This is a genomic window from Laedolimicola sp., from assembly GCF_051972735.1.
GTDB classification, from domain to species: Bacteria; Bacillota; Clostridia; order Lachnospirales; family Lachnospiraceae; genus Laedolimicola; species Laedolimicola intestinihominis.
This window is the reverse complement of record NZ_JBOKYU010000099.1, coordinates 246-587: the sequence shown is the minus strand read 5'-3', so window position 1 is coordinate 587 and position 342 is coordinate 246. Positions and strand designations below refer to the sequence as shown.

At 64.9% G+C, this 342-nt stretch carries 1 pseudogene; it reads left to right on the top strand.

The annotated features are described in order from the left end of the window. Positions 1-342, top strand: a pseudogene (locus ACTRC3_RS11760) (translation initiation factor IF-2); the annotation flags it as partial.

Sequence of the window (342 nt, the reverse complement as noted above, 5' to 3'; positions counted from 1 at the left end):
CAACGACAAGGGTCAGGAGATCACCGAGGCAGGTCCCTCCACCCCCGTGGAGATCACCGGCCTGACCGCTGTGCCGGAGGCCGGCGACCTGTTCGAGGCCGTCGAGGACGAGCGTCTGGCTCGTGAGCTGGCCGAGCAGCGTGTTGCCGCCGCCAAGGAGAAGCAGTTCTCCGCCTTCCAGAAGGTCACGCTGGATAACCTGTTCAGCCAGATGGCACAGAACGACATGAAGGAGCTGGCCATCGTCGTCAAGGCGGATGTGCAGGGTTCCGCCGAGGCCGTCAAGCAGAGCCTCGAGAAGATCTCCAACGAGGAGGTCCGCGTCCGCGTCATCCACGCCGG